The organism is Kibdelosporangium philippinense (assembly GCF_021390435.2).
GTDB classification, from domain to species: domain Bacteria; phylum Actinomycetota; class Actinomycetes; order Mycobacteriales; family Pseudonocardiaceae; genus Kibdelosporangium; species Kibdelosporangium philippinense.
This window is the reverse complement of record NZ_JAJVCN010000004.1, coordinates 1,786,076-1,804,892: the sequence shown is the minus strand read 5'-3', so window position 1 is coordinate 1,804,892 and position 18,817 is coordinate 1,786,076. Positions and strand designations below refer to the sequence as shown.

Annotated in this window: 19 protein-coding genes; 12 read left to right on the top strand and 7 right to left on the bottom strand. The window is 65.2% G+C overall.

Going from position 1 to position 18,817, the window contains the following annotated elements; genetic code table 11:
- Positions 1-114 precede the first annotated feature (114 nt).
- From LWC34_RS51425 to LWC34_RS51395, 7 genes are all read left to right on the top strand, one after another.
- Complete coding sequence (locus tag LWC34_RS51425; protein ID WP_233733541.1) at positions 115-564, top strand: cupin domain-containing protein; 450 nt, start codon at positions 115-117, stop codon at positions 562-564.
- A 15-nt stretch (positions 565-579) separates the two neighbouring features.
- Complete coding sequence (sigJ, locus tag LWC34_RS51420) at positions 580-1,476, top strand: RNA polymerase sigma factor SigJ (protein WP_233733540.1); 897 nt, start codon at positions 580-582, stop codon at positions 1,474-1,476.
- Entirely contained in the window at positions 1,473-1,928 is a 456-nt protein-coding gene (locus tag LWC34_RS51415) for a carboxymuconolactone decarboxylase family protein (protein ID WP_233733539.1), read from the top strand. Before sigJ ends, LWC34_RS51415 begins: the two co-directional genes overlap by 4 nt.
- A 67-nt stretch (positions 1,929-1,995) precedes the next feature.
- Positions 1,996-3,222, top strand: a complete 1,227-nt coding sequence (locus LWC34_RS51410) for a serine hydrolase domain-containing protein (RefSeq protein WP_233733538.1) — start codon at positions 1,996-1,998, stop codon at positions 3,220-3,222.
- Between the two features lie 114 nt (positions 3,223-3,336).
- Positions 3,337-3,777: a nuclear transport factor 2 family protein gene (locus LWC34_RS51405; protein WP_233733537.1), complete on the top strand. Its 441-nt coding sequence runs from the start codon at positions 3,337-3,339 to the stop codon at positions 3,775-3,777.
- Between the two features lies 1 nt (position 3,778).
- Positions 3,779-4,237: a nuclear transport factor 2 family protein gene (locus tag LWC34_RS51400; RefSeq protein WP_233733536.1), complete on the top strand. Its 459-nt coding sequence runs from the start codon at positions 3,779-3,781 to the stop codon at positions 4,235-4,237.
- 66 nt (positions 4,238-4,303) lie between these two features.
- Positions 4,304-5,770 carry a serine/threonine-protein kinase gene (locus LWC34_RS51395; RefSeq protein WP_233733535.1) on the top strand — a complete coding sequence of 489 codons (1,467 nt, stop codon included), beginning with the start codon at positions 4,304-4,306 and terminating at the stop codon, positions 5,768-5,770.
- Between the two features lie 74 nt (positions 5,771-5,844).
- Here the strand turns inward: LWC34_RS51395 and LWC34_RS51390 are convergent, their stop codons facing one another.
- Positions 5,845-6,504 (bottom strand): TetR/AcrR family transcriptional regulator, encoded by a 660-nt coding sequence (locus LWC34_RS51390; RefSeq protein WP_233733534.1) that lies wholly within the window; start codon positions 6,502-6,504, stop codon positions 5,845-5,847.
- Positions 6,505-6,547: 43 nt separating this feature from the next.
- Here LWC34_RS51390 and LWC34_RS51385 point away from each other — a divergent pair, with 43 nt between their 5' ends.
- A complete protein-coding gene (locus LWC34_RS51385; RefSeq protein WP_233733533.1) occupies positions 6,548-6,949 on the top strand; it encodes an ATP-binding protein in 402 nt (133 codons plus the stop codon).
- Positions 6,946-7,713: an RNA polymerase sigma factor SigF gene (locus tag LWC34_RS51380; RefSeq protein WP_233733532.1), complete on the top strand. Its 768-nt coding sequence runs from the start codon at positions 6,946-6,948 to the stop codon at positions 7,711-7,713. The genes LWC34_RS51385 and LWC34_RS51380 overlap by 4 nt, the downstream gene beginning before the upstream one ends.
- Before the next feature lie 67 nt (positions 7,714-7,780).
- On the opposite strand, the gene LWC34_RS51375 is transcribed toward LWC34_RS51380, so the two are convergent.
- Positions 7,781-8,956 carry a macrolide family glycosyltransferase gene (locus tag LWC34_RS51375; protein WP_233733531.1) on the bottom strand — a complete coding sequence of 392 codons (1,176 nt, stop codon included), beginning with the start codon at positions 8,954-8,956 and terminating at the stop codon, positions 7,781-7,783.
- 253 nt (positions 8,957-9,209) lie between these two features.
- Here LWC34_RS51375 and ku point away from each other — a divergent pair, with 253 nt between their 5' ends.
- Together ku and LWC34_RS51365 are read left to right on the top strand one after the other, a co-directional pair.
- Positions 9,210-10,040 carry a non-homologous end joining protein Ku gene (ku, locus tag LWC34_RS51370; protein WP_233733529.1) on the top strand — a complete coding sequence of 277 codons (831 nt, stop codon included), beginning with the start codon at positions 9,210-9,212 and terminating at the stop codon, positions 10,038-10,040.
- Positions 10,041-10,095: 55 nt separating this feature from the next.
- Positions 10,096-10,710, top strand: coding sequence for a TetR/AcrR family transcriptional regulator (locus LWC34_RS51365; protein WP_233733527.1), 615 nt, complete (start codon positions 10,096-10,098; stop codon positions 10,708-10,710).
- Here LWC34_RS51365 and LWC34_RS51360 read toward each other — a convergent pair.
- The gene (locus LWC34_RS51360; RefSeq protein WP_233733525.1) at positions 10,697-11,668 is read right to left on the bottom strand and encodes a beta-ketoacyl-ACP synthase III; all 972 of its coding nucleotides are present in this window, start codon (positions 11,666-11,668) and stop codon (positions 10,697-10,699) included. The genes LWC34_RS51365 and LWC34_RS51360 overlap by 14 nt on opposite strands.
- Positions 11,669-11,703: 35 nt before the next feature.
- Entirely contained in the window at positions 11,704-12,384 is a 681-nt protein-coding gene (locus LWC34_RS51355) for a TetR/AcrR family transcriptional regulator (protein ID WP_233733523.1), read from the bottom strand.
- A 169-nt stretch (positions 12,385-12,553) separates the two neighbouring features.
- On the opposite strand from LWC34_RS51355, the gene LWC34_RS51350 reads away from it, so the two are divergent.
- A complete protein-coding gene (locus LWC34_RS51350) occupies positions 12,554-13,894 on the top strand; it encodes an MFS transporter (protein ID WP_250109479.1) in 1,341 nt (446 codons plus the stop codon).
- A 1-nt stretch (position 13,895) separates the two neighbouring features.
- Here the strand turns inward: LWC34_RS51350 and LWC34_RS51345 are convergent, their stop codons facing one another.
- The 3 genes from LWC34_RS51345 to LWC34_RS51335 all read right to left on the bottom strand — a co-directional run bounded on the left by LWC34_RS51345 (position 13,896) and on the right by LWC34_RS51335 (position 18,696).
- Positions 13,896-14,753, bottom strand: a complete 858-nt coding sequence (locus LWC34_RS51345; RefSeq protein WP_308200300.1) for a 3-hydroxybutyryl-CoA dehydrogenase — start codon at positions 14,751-14,753, stop codon at positions 13,896-13,898.
- Between the two features lie 24 nt (positions 14,754-14,777).
- Positions 14,778-18,002: a fused isobutyryl-CoA mutase/GTPase IcmF gene (gene icmF, locus LWC34_RS51340; protein ID WP_233733517.1), complete on the bottom strand. Its 3,225-nt coding sequence runs from the start codon at positions 18,000-18,002 to the stop codon at positions 14,778-14,780.
- A gap of 82 nt (positions 18,003-18,084) precedes the next feature.
- Positions 18,085-18,696, bottom strand: a complete 612-nt coding sequence (locus LWC34_RS51335) for a hypothetical protein (protein WP_233733515.1) — start codon at positions 18,694-18,696, stop codon at positions 18,085-18,087.
- Positions 18,697-18,817 lie beyond the last annotated feature (121 nt).

The following is an 18,817-nucleotide window of genomic DNA, read 5'->3' as shown; positions in this document are numbered from 1 at the left end:
ACAGAGCGAACAAAACCGAACGGGCCGTCACGTCCGGTGTAGCTGTCTCGTCTCCCTGATGACAACGCTCACTGGATCAAGGACCACCATGCAAGCCATTACCGAGGACCAGTCATGAAGGGCGCGAGGATTGTCGGCGGTCTGTTGGCCCTCGCCACGCTGACCGGGGCCACCGCCTGTGGCAGCTCGGCCAAGCCCGTGTCAGCCAGTTCCATGACTGCGGAGCGTCCATCCGACATCTTGACGCCGCTGCTGCAGCAGGCGCTGCCGGACGTGCCAGGCAAGACGTTCACCTCGGCCACGGTCGACTTCCCGCCCAACGCGAAGGCGGTACCGCACCGGCATGGCCAGGCGTTCATCTACGCCTACGTCATCGAGGGCGCCATCCGCAGCCAGCTTGAGGGCCAGGCCGTGATGACGTATCAGCAGGGTCAGGGCTGGGTCGAGTTACCGGGCTCCCACCACGTCGCCGCCGAAAACGCCAGTGCGACGCAACCGGCCAAGCTCCTGACTGTTTTCGTCGCCAACACCGACGATCCGCTCAAGACGGACGACCCGCACTGAGGAGGACAAATCTGCATGGAGCGGCACGACACACTCGGTACCGAGTGGGAGACACACCGGCCTGCGGTGTTCGGTGTGGCCTACCGGCTGCTCGGGAGTGTGGCCGATGCCGAGGACGTGGCACAGGACGTGTGGCTGCGGGCGGCACAAGCGAATCTGCACGAGGTCGACGACCTGCGGGCTTGGTTGGTCACGGTCGCCGCGCGTCGCTCGTACGACATCCTCAAGAGCGCTCGGGTACGCCGCGAGGCCTACATCGGGCCGTGGCTGCCGGAACCGCTGTTGACGGGGCCGGATGCCTCGGAGCCGGTGCTCGTCGACGAGTCCGTGAGCACGGCGATGCTGCTGATCATGGAGGAGCTGAGCCCACCGGAGCGGGTGGCCTTCGTCCTGCACGATGTCTTCGGGATCGACTTCGGCCGGATCGCCGAGGTGCTGGACGCCTCCGTGCCCGGCGCCCGGCAGCTCGCCTCGCGGGCTCGACGGCGGGTGGCCAAAGCGAAGCAGTACACCTCGCCGCCCCCGAAGGCGGAGCGCGAACGGCTGCTGACGATCTTCCGTGCCGCCTACATATCCGGTGACTTGGCAGGCCTGGTCCGGCTCCTGCACCCGGACGCGGTCTACGTCACCGATGGCGGTGGCAGGGCCGCGGCCGCCCGCAAGATCATTCGCGGTGGCGAGCGCGTCGCCGAGGTGATGGTCCGGGTTGGTCGCCAGTGGCTTGCCGACCGGATCGAGTTCGCCGAGGTCGGCGGCGAACTCGCCCTGGTGTTTCACCGGCAGGGCGTCTTCTCCATCGACACGGTCCAAATCACCGACGGCCTGATCATCGCGTATCGCAGGGTGATCAATCCGGACAAGCACCCACCGGCCATCACGATGCTGGCCAGGAACGAATCGAAGGAACTGTGACGAACACGCAGCGCGTCCGTATCGACAAGCAGCACCCGGCCGCCTACAAAACCCTTGTCGCCCTGTCGACCGAGGTCCTGAACACCGCAGCCGCGGCAGGCCTCGACCCACTCCTGCTCGAACTGTTGAAGCTACGCTCCTCCCAGATCAACGGCTGCGCGTTCTGCCTGCGCATGCACACACGCGACGCCCTCAAGCTTGGCGAGAACCCGGACCGGCTCGCCGTGCTGCCCGCGTGGGAAGAGACCGAGTACTTCTCTGAGATGGAACGCGCCGCCCTCCGCCTGACCGAGGCGATGGCGCGCGTGTCGGACGGACACGTCAGCGACGAGGACTACAACGCCGCCGCGGCCGTACTCACCGACGACCAGATCTCGGCGGTCGCCTGGCTGGCCGTTGTGATGAACGCCTTCAACCGCGTCGCGATCACCAGCCAGTATCAGGTCGCCTGAACCACGCCTGGCGCCGGAGATGACCGAATGATGGGATGAGGCAGCCCGGTCGCGAAGGAGTGGTCTGATGTCGATCCACGGCACGCACGATCCGGAGTTCGTCGAGGTGCTGGCCGAGTTCGAGCGGAACTTCGCCGAGCGCGGCGAGATCGGGGCATCGGTCACCGTCACGGTCGACGGCAAGACGGTCGTCGACCTCTGGGGCGGCACGGCTGATCCGGCCACAGGCGCCGAGTGGACCGAGGAAACCCTGGTCGACGTCTGGTCGTGCACCAAAGGCGCCACCGCGCTCTGCGCCCACATCCTCGATGACCGGGGCGCGCTCGATCTGAAGGCGCCGGTGGCCAAGTACTGGCCGGAGTTCGCCCAGAACGGCAAGGAAGGCGTGCTCGTCCAGCACCTGCTCGACCACCAGGCCGGATTGGCTGGGCTGGCCGAGCAGCTGCCGGAGGGTGCGTTCTACGACTGGGAGCTGATGACCAGCGCCCTTGCCGCCGCCAAGCCGTTGTGGACACCAGGCACCACGCACGGGTATCACGGCCTGACCTTCGGGTTCTTGGTCGGCGAGGTCGTACGGCGGGTGTCTGGGCAGCCGCTGGCCGAGTTCTTCGACACCGAGATCGCCGGGCCGCTCGAGCTCGACTTTTGGCTGAGCCTGCCGGAAGAGCAAGAAACCCGCGTCGCGCCAACCATCCCGCCGGATCTGACGAAGCCGGGAACCCTTGTTCCCAGCGTGTACATGATCGCGACGGGCGATCCGAAGTCCACTCCTGGCCTGATGCTGCTCAACACCGGCGGCTACATGGTGTCGGGCGAGTTCAATTCACGGCGCGCGCACGCGTCGACCATCGGTTCGGTGGGTGCCGTCACCAATGCTCGCGGCCTCGCGGGCATGTATCGGCCGCTTGCTCTAGGCGGGACGTTCGGGGATGTCCGATTGGTACGTCCAAATCAGGTCGCGGTGATGGGTCAGGTGACTTCGGCTTGTTCGGTCGACGCCGCTGTGCTTGTGCCGAGCAGGTTCGCCAGCGGGTTCCTCAAGTCCAGCGACAACCGGCATCTGGCACCCAACGACCAGGAAAGCATTCTCCTCGCCGAGGACGCGTTCGGCCACAGTGGAATGGGCGGCGCGCTCGGCTTCGCCGATCCGCTGGCCAAGGTCTCGTTCGGATACGCGATGAACCAGCAGGGTGCAAGTATCGGAATCAACGCACGCGGGCAGTCCTTGGTGGACGCGACATACCGAGCATTGGGGTATCACCAGGTCAATGCGGGCGGTTCGTGGTTTCGCTGAATTGCGGTTCCTAGTTTCGCTTAATTGCGACCGGCTGGCACGTTCGTGCCGTTCACTTGAGAAAGTCACTAATACTGACTATCACTGATGACGGGTCAATGATGGAGGTCATCCGTGTCAGACACGACACCGTCCCAAGTGGTCAGTCAGTTGATCGAGTTCTTCGCTGCCAAGCAGTTCGACAAGGCAGCCGACCTTTACTCCGACGACGCGGTCCTCGTTCTGCCGCTCGCGCAACCGAATGCGCCGATCATGGTCGGCGGCGCGGGGATCCGCAAAATGGCGAACGCCAGCAGAACGACGATGTACGAGGACATCCACGTCCAAAATCTGACGATCCGCACGACCGCCGACCCCGAAGTGGTCATCGCGGAATGGGACTACGCAGGCGTCAGTCCCGCCACCGGCAAACCGTTCGAGACCGGCAATCTCATCGTCACCAGGGTCCGTGACGGGAAGATCGTGTCCTCACGCGACTACCACGACCACGTCGTGCGCGCCTGGATCTCCGGTGACTTGGACACGCTGCTCGCGCAGCTGGCGGAGGGGAACTGAGATGGCAACACCAGCCGAGGTCGTCACCAAGCTCATCCACGAGTTCGCCACCACGGACTTCTCCCGTATCCCCGATCTGTACGCAGAGGACTCGGTCACCGAGGTCCGCTTCTTCCTGCCGAGCCCGAACCGGCTTGAGGGCTCGGAGGGCATCAGGCGCTCGACGACCACGCAGATGGACCAGGCGAACCTGGTCAACGTGGAAGTACACGACCTGATCATCCACGAAACCGGCCCGACCGAGGTCGTCGCGGAATGGGAGTACCGGGGCTTTTCCCTGGCAACGGGCGAGGCGTACAGCATCTACAACGCGATCATCACCAACGTCGTGGACGGCAAGATCACCACGTCACGCGACTACCACAACACCGTCGCCGTGCTGCGCAACGCGGGGCGCCTCAACGAATTGCTTGAAACCCTGGCCAAGCCTGCAACCTGGGACGAACGAGTCAATCAGTAACGGTGACCATCTGACTGCCCGAAAGGACAGTCCGGGCGGCCAGTCCCGATGGAACACTGCGCCGTCATGCGGCAGATCGGCAATCAGCGGTACACGCTTGTCCGCGAACTGGGTCGTGGCGGGATGGGCGTGGTCTGGCTGGCGGAAGACACCGTCCTCGGGCGGCCGGTCGCTGTCAAGGAACTGATCGTCCCGGAAAGCGAACGTGGGCCTTACCAGGAGCGTGTGCTGCGTGAGGCACGGATCGCGGGCAGGCTCGCGAATCCGGCCATCGTCCGGGTGTACGACCTGATCAGGGAAAACGATGACACGTTCATCGTGATGGAGTACGTCCAAGCGCCGACCCTGACCGAGCTGGTCGAGGCCGAAGGGCCGATGCCGGTCGCCAAGGCAGCACGGCTGGCCGCGCAGCTGCTGTCCGCGTTGGAAGCCGCCCACGACGCTGGGATCGTGCACCGGGATGTCAAGCCGGGCAACGTGATGGTACCCGCGAAGGATTCGGCCAAACTCACCGACTTCGGCATCGCTCAGTCCTTTGAGGACCCACGGCTGACCACGACCGGCATGCTGATCGGCTCCCCCGCGTACATGTCGCCGGAACGGCTCGAAGGCGGCCAGGTGACGGCCGGGTGGGATCTGTGGGCACTCGGTGCCACGCTGTTCTTCGCAGTGGAGGGGTATTCGGCGTACCAACGTGCCAACACCTCGGCGACCATGCTCGCGGTGATGACCGAGTACCCGCAGCCGCGCCTGGCTCACGGGCCGATGGCGCAGCTGATCATGGGCCTGCTCGAGCGTGATCCTGAGCGCCGCCTTGGTACGCACCGCGCCCACAGCTTGATCGAAGAGGCGCTCAGCGCGGAGCCCGTCGATCCGCCGACAAACCGGCTCGCGCCCGTCGGCAAGCCGAAGAAGAACCGGAAACCGCTGTACGCGGCGTCGATCTCGGTTGTCCTTGTCGCCGCGTTCGCGGCCGCCGTGGTCATGTCGCTGAACTCGAAGGCCGACCCGGAATCCTTGCCACGGCCCACGTTCTCGTTCACCATGCCGACGCCGACGACCGCGGCGAAGGTGACATCCAAAGCCATGATGCCGGTGATGACGCACGGGCCCGGCGGCGACATCCCCGACCTGTCCGGCGCGATGATCTCCGGCGAGTGCCACAACGACTGGGTGCCGAAGAAAGGCGCGAAAGACCCCGACTTCGACACCGACGTCGGCTGCTACGGCCCGCATGACGTGGAAGTTCTCGAACAGGACTGGGCCAACCGCGACCTGGAGAAGGAAGTCCCGTATCCGCCGTTCGAGCAGCTCGTCGAAGAAACGACCCAGTTGTGCACGCGGATCTTCCTGTCCGAGGCCGTGCCCGTGCCGAACAAGGAGGAGACGCTGAAGTTCTGGGTGATCGTGCCCAACACCGAGGCGTGGAAGGTCAAGACGAGCGACGGTTATCGAATGTCGAACCGGCTGACCTACTGCTTTGTCGGCAAAGCGGACGGCTCGAAGCTGACCGAACCGATCATGGCCCGCTGAAACCCCCTCGTGAGTGGTTATGCCGGTTAGAACCGGCGTAACCACTCACGAGGGCTGACCTGGGGTTTTGTTCGCTATTCGGACTCGGTCCCGTAGATCGTGCGCAACCAGATCGTGGTCAGCGTGTCGACGATGTCCGCGTCCCACTTGGCCGACTTCTTGGCCATCGACTGGTGGTAACAGACGTGCTCGTTCATCAGCACGAGCGCCCTCGCGATGGTCTTGGCCGACGGCGGGCCCGGCAGTGCGAGCCCTGCTCGTCGTTCGCTCTCGATCTGCACGGCGGTCGACCGCATGAACCGCCGCGCCACCTCGACCCACAGTTGCGCCAGGCGCGGATCTGACTCACGGCCGCGCACCGACGCACGCAGCACCGGACCGTGCTTGCGCCACAGCGCCACGGTCGCGGTCAGCGCGCGGCGTACGGCGTCGCTAGGCGTCTCATCGCTACGCCGGAACCAGACGATGCCGGAGTGGTAGATCTCGCGCAGCACCCGTTCGGACAGCTCAAGCAGCACGGCGTCGCGGGACTCGAAGTGGAAGTAGAACGTCGACCGGGACACGCCCGCGCCCGCGGTGAGCTCGTCGATGCCGATTTCGTGCATCGACCGCTTGGCCAGCAGCCGGGCCGCGGTGTCCAGAATGGCCTGCGACGTCAAGTCGCCCTTGCTCGGCTTGCGGGCCTCGTCACCCTCGCCGGACTCTGCCCGGTCGGACTGGCGGCGGACCGTCATGCCGACATTCTTGCAAACGTTCGTTAGCACTACAGTTGTGTGGGTGACGAAGCCAGAACAGCCCGATCCGTCCGGCGACGAGATCGAGGTCAGGGTCGCGGCGGACGCTGCGCAGCTCGAGATGCTGCGGGCGATCACGTCCGCGGTCGCGATGCGCAAGGACTTCGACCTCGACTCGATCGCGGATCTGAAGATGGCCGTGGACGAGGCCTGTTCGATGCTGATGCTCAGGGCGACAACCGGCTCGGTGCTCACAGTCCGGTTCACCCCGAAAACCGAGATCAAGGTCCTGGCCACGGTCCCGTCGGACAGCGACGACTGGCCGGACACCGGCGTCTTCTCGTGGCACGTGCTTTCCACACTGACCGACTCGCTCGAAGCAGGCGTGAGCGGCAAAAACCTGTGGATCGAGCTGACCAAACGCAACGGGCTGGTCGACGAGTGAACCCGCGCGGCGGCTACGACCATCTCGCCCCGCTGTTCGAAGAGTTCGCATCGTTGCCGAAGGACAGCCCGAAACACGCTGCGCTGCGGGAACGACTCGTCACCGAACACCTGCCGGTCGCCGAGCACATCGCACGCCGGTTCAGCCACCAGGGCGCACCGCTCGAAGACCTCGCCCAAGTCGCCAGGATCGGCCTGATCAACGCGGTCGACCGATTCGACCCGCAGCACGGCTCCGATTTCATGTCCTACGCCGTGCCAACGATCATGGGCGAGGTCAGGCGGCACATCCGTGACACGAGCTGGGCGGTGCACGTGCCGCGTCGGCTCAAGGAGTTGCGCCTGTCCATCGGCAGCGCGGTGACGGACTTGTCCCAACGGCTCGGCCGGGCTCCGACGCCAAGCCAGATCGCCGAACACTTGGGAATCAGCCGGGAAGAGGTGTTCGAGGGGCTTGAGGCGACCAACGCGCACCACTCGCTGTCGCTGGACTACCTGCTCACCGACGATCCGGACTCGGCTTCGCTTGCCGACACGCTCGGCGCCGATGACCCCGAGTTGAGCGTGGTCGATGCCCGCGAGGCGCTGTATCCGCTGATCAAGCGGTTGCCCGAGCGGCAGCAGAAGATCATCACGCTGCGGTTCTTCGGCAATCTCACGCAGACGCAGATCGCTGATCGGCTGGGGATCAGCCAGATGCACGTGTCCCGGTTGCTGGCCAAAAGCCTGGACACGCTGCGCGCGAGCCTGTCCAACGACGCCTGATCTCACCGAGCCGGTACTGCGGGATGACGCCCCACCGAACGGGTGAGGCGTCATCCCGCAGTTCTCGTCACTCCACCAAGGACTCGATCACCTCTGCGGCGGCTGAGGCGCCGCCCGCGGCCCTGGCGATCTTCTTCTCTGCGGCACACCGCTCCGCGACGTCTTCCGAGGACGCGACCCGCAGCACTGCCGCACGCAGTCGCTTCGGGGTGACCTCCTCAGCAGGCAGATGCTCCCCGACACCGATCTCGGCGAGCCGTGGGCCGTTGACGAACTGATCGGCCGCCTGCGGTACGGCCACCATCGGGACACCGTGCCACAGGCCTTCCGAGCAGCCGCCCATCCCGGCGTGGGTGACGAACGCCGACGCGTGCGCGAGCACCGCGAGTTGTGGCACCCATTCCCGGACGATGACGTCGTCCGGGATGTCACCGAGCTCGGTCATGTCGGCGTACGGGCCGACAGCCAGCACTGTCGTCCAGCCGGTGCCGTGCATGGCGGTGATGCAGTCCTGCCAGAACGCCGGCCGGTCGTTGTAGGCCGACCCGAGCGAGACCAGCAACAGCGGCCGGTCCGACCGCACCCCGAGATCGGCGAACGATCCCTGGTGGGAGCGGTCGCCGATCACCGGCCCGACGAACGTGTAGCGGCCGCTGTCGACCCGGTCGCGGTTGGGCTGCATCGCCTCGGGGATCAGCACCACGGACCGGTCCGGTTGACCGAGGAACTCCCGGTTGCCGAGCCCGACGCCGACCTCGTCAAGCCAGGCGTCCATCTCGGCCTGCCAGGCCAGTCCCTCCGGCGTGTCGTAGAACGCGTACGCCTCGGCGAAGTCCTCTTCGAAGGTGTCCCAGGCGACCATGTGCGGAGCCAGCTCGACCCGCGGCAGCCCGTGCACCCTGGACAGCGCGTGACCGGCCCAACCACTGCCGTCGTAGCAGACGATGTCCGGCAGATCGCCGGTCAGCGCGGCGGTGATCTGCGCATACGCCGAGCGGGCCTCGTTGGAGAACAACCGCATCGCCTCGACTCCGCCTTCCGGCCACTGCTCGCCCTTCGCCGGGTCGGGCAGGTCGGTACGGATCAGCAGCGGGATCGCGCCAGTGGCGGCGACGGCGTCGGCGAAACGGTCCGGGACGGGGTAGGTGACGCGGTGGCCGCGGGCGACCAACTCGGCCATCACCGGCAGGTTGGGGTGCACATGACCGTGCGCGGCCGAGGTGGACATGAGGACGTGGATCATCGAAACTCCTGACTCTGGTTTGAAAGGGCCGCGCGGAGATCCGCGCGCCACTGCGGCGGCGGTTGGACGCGCCTCGATCAGAGGTAGAGCAGTTCGTGCACCACGACGGCGATCATGCCAGGCCGCGCCGCTGCGCCGCAGTTGATTTCGGGCGTGGGCTGGCGACCCACTGTTTGCGGGCTACGCGTGCTGACCTGCGACTATTTGGCCCATTGGGGTTGCGAATCTCGCTGCGAATGGGTACCAAACGACTATGAGACCCGTCTGGCGCGGTGCCATCTCATTCGGGCTGGTGACCATCGCCGTCCGGATGTTCGGCTCGACCGAGGAGCATGACTTCCGGTTTCACCAGGTCCACCCCGAGGACGGGGGCCGGATCCGCTACAAGCGTGTCTGCGAGATCTGCGGCAACGAGATCGAATACCGCGACATCGCCAAGGGCTACGAGCTGGAAGACGGCCGCGTGGTCATCCTGACCGACGAGGATTTCGACAAACTGCCGGTCTCCACCGACAAGTCGATCCAGGTCCTCGAGTTCGTGCCGACCGAAGAGGTCGATCCGATCTTTTTCCAGAAGACCTACTACCTCGAGCCCGACAAAACCGCTGGCCGCCCCTATGTCCTGTTGCGGCAGGCGCTTGAGGACACCGATCGGCACGCGGTTGTCAAGATCACCATCCGGCAGCGTGAGTCGTTGGCGATCTTGCGGGCTCGTGATGACGTCCTTGTTCTGCACACCATCTTCTGGCCGGACGAGATCAGGAAACCCGATTTCGGATTCCTTGATCAAGATCTTGAGGTGCGTCCGCAGGAGCTGAAGATGGCCACCTCTTTGATCGACAACATGGCCGGTTCGTTCAAACCCGAGCAGTTCACCGACGAATACCGTGATGCCATGGCCGAGCTTGTCGCGGCCAAGGCCGAGGGCGCCGAGCTGCCGGAACGACCAGAAGAAGAGGATCAGGGCGATGTGATCGACCTGATGACCGCTTTGGAACGCAGTGTCGAACAGACGCGCGCGAAGAGCGCGGACAAGCCCGCACCGAAGAAGAAGGCGACGAAGTCCGGTAAGCGAACAGCCTGACATTTAAGGCTCACCTCATTCCACGCTGCCATCAGCGGCATGGAAGAGTAAAGGCATGAGTTCTGCTTCCGAACCACGCTGGCGACGACTCGAACCAGATGCTCGGCGGGAACAGATCCTTGTCTGTGCTATCAAGCTATTTTCAGAACGGCCGTACCCATCGGTGTCGACAACGGACATCGCGCAGGATGCCGGGGTCGCGCGTGGTTTGATCAACCACTATTTCGGGACGAAGCGCGATCTTTATCTGGAAGTCGTACGCCGAATGGTGACTATTCCCAGTTCAGCGCCGCTGACCGGACAGCATGGCACTTTGGAAGAGCGCATCGACGCGAGTGTGAGCTGGTTCCTCGACCGGGTGTTGCGGCACAGCAAAACGTGGCTCGTCGCAGTCGGCGGAGTCGGTCACGACGCGGACATCGAGCGGATACTGGCCGAGGCGGACGAGCACGCCGCGGACCGCGTGCTGGAATTCGTCGGCCTGACCGAGGTCCACGAACACCGCGAGCAGCTGCGCGCGATGGTCAGGGCGTACGCGGCCATGGTGAAGGCCGCGGGACGCGAATGGGTGATGCGCAACCACCTCAGCCGCGACCAGGTTCACCTGCTGCTCAGCCACACCTTGCTCACCCTGGTGCGGGACACGTTCCCCCAGGTCAGGGCAAGGTGACCACCTGCGCGGCGTAGCTGAGGCCGGCGCCGAAGCCGACCAGCAGCGCGAGCGAGTCCTTCTCGACCGCCTTGGCCTCGATCAGTCGTTGCAGTGCGAGCGGGATCGACGCGGCCGACGTGTTGCCCGACTGGACGACGTCCTGGGCGACGATGGCGTCCGGCGCCCCGATCTTCTTGGCCATGGCGTGAATGATCCGCAGATTCGCCTGATGTGGCACGATCGCGGCCAGATCGCCCGGTTTCACCCCGGCCCGTTCACACGCGGCTAGCGCAATCGGGTGAACTTCGGTGGTTGCCCAGCGAAAAACCGCTTGACCTTCCATGTGCATACCGTGCGAAAAGTCCGGAATGCGGATCAGATCGGCGCCTTGACCGTCACTGCCCCACACCACCGGCCCAATCCCCGGTTCGGGTGACGGGCCCACGACAGCGGCACCGGCGCCGTCACCGAAAATGATCGAAGTGCCCAGATCGGCGGGATCCACCCACGCCGTCATCCTTTCGGTGCCAATTACGAGGACATATTCGGCGGAACCGTTACGCACCGCATCCGCCGCCACGGTCAACGCGTAGCAGAAACCGGCACATGCCGCGTTCAGGTCGAACGCGCCCGCGGTTCGCGCGCCGATCCGATGCGCGACTTCCGATGCCACGTCCGGCACCGGTTTCTCCGCGCTACAGCTGGCGACGATGACCAGGCCAATTCGCCCGGCATCGAGACCAGCGTTGTCCAAGGCCTGCCGAGCGGCGGGAATCGCCATCTCCTGCACGGTTTCGGCCGCGCTGGCCTTGCGCAGCGACACGATGCCGGTGCGGCCTTCCACCCACTCCCCCGTCCGGCCGAACCGTTTGGCCGTCTCCTCGCTCGTGACCACAGTGGACGGTTGGTATGCGCCGAATCCGATGATCCGGGCACCCGCGACCGGCGCGGCCCGCCGAATGCGAGAAACTTTCACAGCAGAAACTCCACCCATGAACCACATCTTGCTGGCTACCAATGAGTAAGAGCGTCATCCTCAGGTCTACGTTTTCCGGGGTGTCGCGCCGGTCCCATCAATACTGCCAAGTAACTTATCGCGAATGCGCGAACGGACTCGTCATCGTCCAGCGGAATGCAACTGTCCGGAGTGAGCGCGAACGAGATCGCCAGTCTTACGAATAGCTCGGCGACACCTGCTGGATCCCGTCCGTCAACCGGCTTGTCACCCCCTGGCAGGCCTTCTGCCTGGCTGACCAGGAAATCGCGGGCGGCAGCGACGACAAGCCCGCCATTGACCGTGAGATAGGGCAATAGAGCTTCCGGGTCAGTGGACAGAAGACGTGACAACAACGGGTCACGCCTGGTGTACCGCATCCCTACCACAAAACCCTCGACCAGCCGTTCCCGCACGGTCGGCAACTTGTCGACAGCCGCGGCGATGCTGCCGAAGAACCGGCGGCACTCCCGGACCAGAACAGCCTGCACAAGGACGTCTTTGCTCTCAAAACGCCGGTACAGGGTCGCTCGGGACACTCCGGCACGCTTGGCAACAGAGTCGACGTTCGTGCGCCGCAGGCCATAGGCGAGGAACTCCGCGAGCGCGCCATCGAGGATGCTCTCGGAGACGGGATCACTCTCGTGCCCGGCCGTCAGCACCAGATCGAGCAAGGCATTCGGCTCAGCGGACGTCACACCGAACAGCGTACAACGCGGGGCGAAACTCGATGAATTCACTGAAATCGAATCGGCGACCCGCTGTTTGACTCGTCCATCCAGTGGCTTTGGTGTCGGTTTGTTGCCATGCACATGGACATTGCCGAGATCTCTCGATAAGGCTTTCAACGTGCCACAGGAACAACCGATGATGGATGGTCTGCCGAAGGTCGACATCGGGAAGGTGATCGACGGGTCGAGGTGGTCCGCCCTGCAGAAACTGGTCATCGGGATGTGCTTCGGCCTCGCGTTGCTCGAAGGATACGACTTACAGGCGATGGCCTACACCGCGTCGAGCGTGGCAAGGGAATTCGGGCTCGGGCCCGGCGCGCTGTCCTTTGTTTTCTCAAGCGGCCTGGTCGGAATGTTCCTCGGAAGTGGAATATTCGGGCTCACAGCCGACCGATTCGGGCGACGGATCGTGCTGGTTGTCGGCGCACTGGTTTTCGGCGTCGGCACCCTGCTTGTCGCCGTGGTCGGGAACTCGGTCGAAACCCTGGCCATATTGCGGTTCCTTGCCGGAATCGGCCTTGGTGGAACCATTTCGACTCAGCTGGCCATGGCAGCGGAATACGCACCCGCGCGGGCCCGCTCGACCGTTGTCATGTTGCTGGTCGGCGCGGTGGGCTTGGGGGCGTCGGTCGGCGGGCTGGTCGCCGCCGTGGTGATCCCGGCCTTCGGCTGGCGGATGATCTTCGCGATCGGCGGTGTCTTGCCGCTGCTCCTCGCCGTCTGGATGGCGCGCGGGCTGCCTGACTCCATCCGGTTTCTGCTCGCGGCCGGACGTGCCGACGAGGCACGTGACCTGCTCCGGAGGGTCGCGCCGGACGCCGTGGCGGACGGGCCAGTCGATCTTGTATCGCCGACTGACCACACCGGGCGGTCACCGGTGGCGTCACTGTTCACCGAAGGCCGGGCGCTCGGGACCGTGCTTGTGTGGATCGCGTACTTCATGAACCTCGTGTCGGTGTACTTCCTGCTCAGCTGGTTGCCTGTACTGTTCCAGCAGGCTGGTCTGTCCGCGAGCACGGCGACCGTGGCGACCTCGACGTTCGCGGCAGGCGGCATCTTCGGCGGGTTCTTGCTGGGGCGGCTCATCGACCGCGACGAGCACGGCCGAACCCACCGGTTCCTCGTACTCGGCTACCTCATAGCCGCGGCGTGCGCGGTGGTGGCGTCCGTGACGACCCAGCAGCCGCCGCTGCTGTTCATCGCGGTTTTCCTTGCTGGCTTTGGGGTTGGCGGGAGCCAAGGTGGAGTGAGCGCGGCCGCGGCCTCGATGTATCCGACGGCAGCCAGGGCCACAGGTGTGGGGTGGGCGACCGGCGTGGGTCGCATCGGCTCAATTCTCGGCCCCACGCTGGGCGGGTCGTTGCTCGCCGCCGGACTCGCCGCCACGAGCATCATCGCCGTTGCCGCCGTGCCGATGGCGCTGGCCGCTGTTGCCGTCGCGCCGCTGGGGATGGCGGCGCGACGACGAACCAGTTAACTCAGTACTGGAAGAAGCCGCGGCCGTTCTTCTTGCCGAGCAGTCCCGCGTCCACCATGCGCAGCAGCAGCGGCGGGGGCGAGTACAGCGGCTCCTTGAACTCCGCGTACATCGATTCCGCGATCGCCTTCGTGGTGTCGAGACCGATCAGGTCCGTCAGGTGCAGCGGGCCCATCGGGTGCGCGCAACCAAGAACCATGCCGTTGTCGATGTCCTCCGGCGAGGCAAAGCCGGACTCGAGCATCCGGATCGCGGACAGCAGGTACGGCACCAGCAGCGCGTTGACCACGAACCCGGCCCGGTCCTGCGACCTGATGACCTGCTTGCCGAGCACCGAGGTGACGAAGCCGCGCGCCCGCGACTGCGTCTCCGCGCCGGTCAGCAGCGACGGCACCAGCTCGACCAGTTTGAGCACCGGCACCGGGTTGAAGAAGTGCACACCGATGACGTGCTCTGGCCGGTTGGTCGCCATGCCGAGCTTCATGATCGGAATGGACGAGGTGTTCGACGCGAAGATCGCGGTCTCGTCCTCGACGACCTTGTCCAGCGCCGTGAAGACGTCCGTCTTGATCTGCTCGTTCTCCGCGACCGCCTCGACGGTGAACTGACGGTCGGCCAGGTCGCCGATGTCGGTCGTGAACGCGATCCTGGCGAAGGCCGCCTCACGGTCGTCGGCCGACAGCTTGCCGCTGCGCACACCCCGGTCGAGTGACTTCTCGATCCGGGCCTTGCCTGCCGTCAGCGCGGCCTCCGACGCCTCCGTCACCTTGACGTCAAGGCCGGAACGCGCGCACACCTCCGCGATACCCGAACCCATCAGCCCACAGCCGATCACCCCGACGCGGCGGATCTCGCTCACGCTCGTCCCTTCATCGCTCATAGGTCACACATTACGGCGGTACTGACCGCCCACTTCGAAGAACGCCTCGGTCACCTGGCCGAGCGTGCACACCCTGGCCGCGTTCATCAGCTCGGCGAACACGTTCTCACCGGAAATCGCCGACGCGCGCAGGCGCCGCAGCGCCTCCTGGGCTTCCTCGCGGTGCTTGGCCTGGAAGTCACGCGTGCGGTCGACCTGCGAGCGCTTCTCCTCCTCGGTCGCGCGCGCCAGCTCGATCTCGATCGGCTCCTCCGAGCCGTTCTCCGGCAGGAAGGTGTTCACGCCGATCAGCGGCAGCGATCCGTCGTGCTTGCGGGTCTCGTAGAGCATCGACTCGTCCTGGATACGCCCGCGCTGGTAGCCGGTCTCCATCGCGCCGAGCACGCCGCCGCGGTCGGAGAGCCGGTCGAACTCGGCCAAGACCGCTTCTTCGACCAGGTCGGTCAGCTCGTCGATGATGAACGAGCCCTGCAGCGGGTTCTCGTTCTTCGACAGGCCCCACTCCTTGTTCACGATCAGCTGGATCGCCATCGCCCGGCGCACCGAGGCCTCGGTCGGTGTGGTGATCGCCTCGTCGTAAGCGTTGGTGTGCAAGGAGTTGCAGTTGTCGTACAACGCGCACAACGCCTGCAGTGTCGTACGGATGTCGTTGAAGCTCATTTCCTGCGCGTGCAGGGAACGCCCCGAGGTCTGGACGTGGTACTTGAACTTCTGCGACCGCTCGTTGGCACCGTAACGCTCGCGCATCGCCACAGCCCAGATCCGCCTGGCGACCCGGCCGATCACGCTGTACTCGGCGTCCATCCCGTTGGAGAAGAAGAACGACAGGTTCGGCGCGAAGTCGTCGATGTGCATGCCCCGCGCCAGATACGACTCCACGTAGGTGAAGCCGTTGGCGAGGGTGAACGCGAGCTGGCTGATCGGGTTCGCCCCGGCCTCAGCGATGTGGTAGCCGGAGATCGACACCGAGTAGAAGTTGCGGACCTTCTGCTGGATGAACCATTCCTGGACATCCGCCATCATCCGCAGCGAGAACTCGGTGGAGAAGATGCACGTGTTCTGGCCCTGGTCCTCCTTGAGGATGTCGGCCTGGACTGTGCCACGCACGTTCGCCAGCGCCCACGCTGCCAACTCCGCGCGCTCCTCCTCCGAGGGCTCGCGGCCGTTGTCGGCCCGGAACGCGTCCACCCGCTGGTCGATCGCGGTGTTCAGGAAGTACGCCAGGATCGTCGGCGCGGGACCGTTGATGGTCATCGACACCGACGTGGTGGGCGAGGTCAGGTCGAAGCCGTCGTAGAGCGCCTTCATGTCGTCCAGCGATGCGATGGACACGCCCGAGGTACCGATCTTGCCGTACACGTCCGGTGGGGTGTCGGGGTCGCGGCCGTAGAGCGTGACCGAGTCGAACGCTGTGGACAGCCGCGTTGCCTCGGACCCCTGGGACAGGTACTTGAAGCGGCGGTTGGTACGGAACGCGTCGCCCTCTCCGGCGAACATCCGCGCCGGGTCCTCGCCGTCCCGCTTGAACGGGAAAACGCCTGCGGTGAACGGGAATTTGCCGGGCAGGTTCTCCTTACGCAGGAACCGCAGCGTTTCGCCTTCGTCGTCGAACCGGGGCAGCGAGACGCGCGGGATCTTGCTGCCGGACAGCGTTTCCCTGACCAGCGGCGTGCGCAGCTCCTTGTCGCGGATCTTCACCACGAGCTCGTCGCCGGAGTAGTCCTCTTTGACCTTCGGCCATTCCTCAAGGAGTTCCCGGCTCTCCTGGTCGACCTTCTTCGCCGCTCGCGCGACGAGTCCGTCAACGTCCGTTGTGGACAATTCGGCCCGTGCCAGAGCGTCCTTTGTGGCCTCAAAGTGCTTGAGTTCGCGGACCGCTGCGACCTGCTGGTCCGTGCGATCGTGGTATCCGCGGATCGTGTCGGCGATGTCCGACAGGTAGCGGGCTTTGGCCGCCGGGACCACGGTTGCGGCGGATGTCGAAGTCTTGTGGTCGACGACCGGCAGCGTGCCCTCGCTGACCGTCAGGCCCTTGTCCACCAGCTCGTCACGCAGGTACTGGTACAGCGCGGTCACGCCGTCGTCGTTGAATGTCGCGGCGCTGGTGCCGAAAACCGGCATGTCCTCCCATGACTGGCCGAACGCCTCGCGGTTGCGCACCATCTGGCGCCCGACATCGCGCCGCGCGTCCTCGGCGCCGCGACGCTCGAACTTGTTGATCGCCACCGCGTCCGCGAAGTCCAGCATGTCGATCTTCTCAAGCTGCGACGCGGCGCCGAACTCCGGCGTCATCACGTACAGCGAGAAGTCGACGAACGGCACGATCGCCGCGTCACCCTGACCGATACCCGGGGTCTCCACGATGATCAGGTCGAAGCCAGCGGCCTTGCACGCGGTGATCACCTCGCCGAGACCATCAGGAACCTCAGCACCGGCGCGGCGCGTGGCCAGCGAGCGGAAGAAGACGGTTTCGCCGTCGACGCTGTTCATCCGGATGCGGTCACCCAGCAACGCGCCACCGCCGCGGCGACGGGTCGGGTCGATCGCGAGGACAGCGACGCGGACCTTGTCCTGCTGGTCCTGGCGGAACCGGCGGACGATCTCGTCGGTCAGCGAGGACTTGCCGGAACCACCGGTGCCCGTGATGCCGAGAACCGGCACCTGACGGCTCGTCTTGAGGATGTCCTTGTCGAAGACGCCTGCCTCGATCTGGGTGATCGCGCGCGCCAGCACGTCCTGCTGACCGCTGAACAGGCCGTCCCACGAGGTAGGTGCTTGGTCAGCCAGCGGGTAGTCGCAGGACTCGACCATCGTGTTGATCATCTTGGCCAGGCCCATCTTCTGCCCGTCGGCAGGCGAGAAGATGTGCGCGACCCCGCGTGAATGCAGCAGCTCGATCTCCGCTGGCACGATCACGCCGCCACCGCCGCCGTAGACCTTGATGTGCCCGGCGCCGCGCTCGTTGAGCAGTTCGACGAGGTAGGAGAAGTACTCGACGTGCCCGCCCTGGTAGGCGCTGATGGCGACGCCCTGCGCGTCCTCCTGGATCGCGGCCGCGACGACTTCCTTGACCGAGCGGTTGTGCCCGAGATGGATCACCTCGGCGCCCTGAGACTGCAGGATCCGCCGCATGATGTTGATCGCGGCGTCGTGGCCGTCGAACAAGCTGGCCGCCGTGACGAACCTGACCGGGTTCGCCGGACGGTGCAAAGGCGCCTGAGGAGTCATGAGAATAGTTTGACGTCCAACCTTCTCGCGGACAACCCGATGTGGCCGGAGTCTCTGCGAAAACCGGCCCCGACCTGCTAGATCAACGCAAAAGCAAGAACACGGCACCACCGACGACAGGGCCAAGAAGTGCACCAACGATGACCTGAGCGGTCGTGTGGTCGCGAACCTTCACCCGAGCCCAGGCAACAAGGACGACGAGCGGGACGAGAACGGCCATGATCCACCCGTAGATCAGGATGACGGTGGCGACAGCACCGCCCGCGACCGTGGCGTGCAGCGAAACCTTCCACCACTTGGTGATGATCACGCACACGATCAAGACCGAAATCATGGACCAGGCCAGCGCGAGGACATCCCTCGGCGCGTCCCCGACAAGCAGGATGGCCAGGCCGACCAGCGCCGACACCAGGCACATCATCAGGGGCAGGAAGCGGCGCTCGCGTTCACGCACCCAGTGGCCGTCCCATTTCCCGCGCCGGGCCCCTCGGATGATGAAGACCATCGGCAGGACGCTGTAGAAGATGGCTACGACCAGTGACCACAGGATGGTCGCGAGGACTTGGTGGCCCGTGGCGTTCCAGGCGACCGCGAAGGGCAGCAGGACCACGATTGTCGCGGGTGAGAGGACTTCGGTGACGATCTTGGCCAGCCGGTTGCCTGGCACGGATGGTGCGGTATCAGCGGTCGACACCGCGCCATCCTCGCAGGCTGCCTGGCCCACCCCCGGTAGACGTGCTCAAGTTCCTGCCATTGGCATTAGCCGCGCGAGGGCCTCCCTTGACGCGTTCAACGCCGCGAAGGTGACCTTCACG

Excerpts from the sequence above, each read along its gene's own strand:
- LWC34_RS51425 (WP_233733541.1), top strand. The coding sequence starts at position 115 with ATGAAGGGCGCGAGGATTGTCGGCGGTCTGTTGGCCCTCGCCACGCTG.
- sigJ (WP_233733540.1), top strand. The coding sequence starts at position 580 with ATGGAGCGGCACGACACACTCGGTACCGAGTGGGAGACACACCGGCCT.
- LWC34_RS51410 (WP_233733538.1), top strand. The coding sequence starts at position 1,996 with ATGTCGATCCACGGCACGCACGATCCGGAGTTCGTCGAGGTGCTGGCC.
- LWC34_RS51400 (WP_233733536.1), top strand. The coding sequence starts at position 3,779 with ATGGCAACACCAGCCGAGGTCGTCACCAAGCTCATCCACGAGTTCGCC.
- LWC34_RS51395 (WP_233733535.1), top strand. The coding sequence starts at position 4,304 with ATGCGGCAGATCGGCAATCAGCGGTACACGCTTGTCCGCGAACTGGGT.
- LWC34_RS51390 (WP_233733534.1), bottom strand. The coding sequence starts at position 6,504 with ATGACGGTCCGCCGCCAGTCCGACCGGGCAGAGTCCGGCGAGGGTGAC.
- LWC34_RS51375 (WP_233733531.1), bottom strand. The coding sequence starts at position 8,956 with ATGATCCACGTCCTCATGTCCACCTCGGCCGCGCACGGTCATGTGCAC.
- ku (WP_233733529.1), top strand. The coding sequence starts at position 9,210 with ATGAGACCCGTCTGGCGCGGTGCCATCTCATTCGGGCTGGTGACCATC.
- LWC34_RS51365 (WP_233733527.1), top strand. The coding sequence starts at position 10,096 with ATGAGTTCTGCTTCCGAACCACGCTGGCGACGACTCGAACCAGATGCT.
- LWC34_RS51350 (WP_250109479.1), top strand. The coding sequence starts at position 12,554 with ATGATGGATGGTCTGCCGAAGGTCGACATCGGGAAGGTGATCGACGGG.
- icmF (WP_233733517.1), bottom strand. The coding sequence starts at position 18,002 with ATGACTCCTCAGGCGCCTTTGCACCGTCCGGCGAACCCGGTCAGGTTC.